At 30.1% G+C, this 1,795-nt stretch carries 1 protein-coding gene; it reads left to right on the top strand.

The annotated features are described in order from the left end of the window. Positions 1 to 411 precede the first annotated feature (411 nt). On the top strand, positions 412 to 1,332 hold the full coding sequence (locus V7149_RS23945; protein ID WP_335348078.1) for a hypothetical protein: 921 nt from the start codon (positions 412 to 414) through the stop codon (positions 1,330 to 1,332). Positions 1,333 to 1,795 lie beyond the last annotated feature (463 nt).

Genomic DNA, 1,795 nt, shown 5'->3' with positions numbered 1-1,795 from the left:
ATTAATTGCTGATGGTTTTCCGATTTCAGCTGATTTCTCAGTACCTTTTTTAGACCCATTTAATGATAGTTTTAACCTAAAACAACGTGTAAATGTTGTGGTATATGCATTTAATGAACGAGATAGCAGTAAAAAGGATGAAAATTCGATATTAGGAGAAAAACCTATTTTATTTACTTTAGGACAGCAAATACAAGGCGGTCTTGATGGACGTTTTTTATCAAGTTTGGGATTATCAAGTATTAAGAATTCGATATTAGTAGTTTTAGATTTTCCGGATATTCACCCAGCATTTAAGAAAGATTTATTTATNNTAAGGAGCCTTTAAAGCTTATAAAACAAAACTTAAAAGCATTTTTAGAAGGTTCTGAAGAACTTCATGAATTTAAAAATAAGCGAATTGAAGAAGGATTGAAAAATACATTATCTACAGATTCGCAGAATTTAAAAGAGTTAATGAATAAGTGGGTAATTAGGAATCCATCTATTTTAAAAGGGTTAATGTCAGGACAGTTGGTTATGGGTGGAGGAACTCAACCTCCAACTGGACCCAAAGTACCAAAACCAAAACCAGTCCCACCAAGCCCAATAGTCTTAAAAGAAGAACCAACTTATTTTAATTTGAATATGAAAAAAGTTGAAGATAAATATAGAAAAAAAGTAATACAGAATACGAATTTTACAATTTCTTTTACAACAGATGCCCCAGAGAATTATTTTGAAAGAACAGTAAATCCGGTAGATCTAAAAATTTTATTTGATGGAAAAGAGATTGAGTCTAATTTTGTAAAAAGTATGAAGCCAGGTATATTTTCAATTACCTTTACAAAGGCATTTTCTCAAAAATTAAAAGAAAGTAACGTAAAAGTTTTGATTTCATGTCCGAACACGAATTTTAGTTCTGATCATGAATTTACTTTGATTATTAAAAAGAAAGAAGATGGTCCGAAGCCTGGAGATAATCAAATGGGCTTACCAGATTATCAAGAAATTAATTTAAGTTCTGGATATGATGGCGTTACAGAAGAAACAGCAGCAATGCTTGATGGTGATATAGTATTAATTAATGTTGATAATAAATACTTCAAAGCACACTTGCAGACATTAAGTAATAACGAAAGTGATAGAATGTATGCTAAAGCGTTGTATATTTACTCAATGTTATTTAGTACGATATCTGCAAAAGCGTTATTTAATTATAATGGTACCGATAAAGAAGTGGATTCTAAGGAAGTAGATGTTTATGAAGCTATAATACAAGATACCATGGCTGTAGCACGCACATTATTTGTTACGGAAAATTTAATTATTAATTTGAAGAAAGGTCTTTAAGATGGTGGCTCAAATGAGCCACCCTTATTATTACTTTGGTTATTAGCCCCTGTCATTACCGTTCTATAAACGTTATGGGATGTTGTATACCCAATTATCATTTATTATACTGTACTTATCTTACAACGCTAATTTATATTTCAGTATATAAATAATAATCAGATGAAGTATAATACCTGTTTCTTAAAGTTGTTTTACACAAATTTTACACATTTCATCTACAAAACCTTATCAAATCAATACTTTGACCGCTATTTCGACCCCGACTACCGTATCTTTAGATAAAAACAAAATTTACACACCCACAACACTAATATACAGCATTTGTGGGTGTTTTTTAAGAAAAAGGTAAGATTTGTATTCATTTTCATATTTGTTACACAGTGCAATACAGAAGAGGTATAGCAATTTGTAAGCCTTTTCAACTAACATTCTTTTATTTAATTTCTATTGATAATAGTTC

The sequence above is a fragment of the Bacillus sp. JJ1503 genome (genome assembly GCF_036965125.1).
Taxonomy (GTDB): Bacteria; Bacillota; Bacilli; order Bacillales; family Cytobacillaceae; genus Cytobacillus.
The sequence above is the reverse complement of the archived record's forward strand: the minus strand, read 5'-3'. Positions and strand labels throughout refer to the sequence as shown.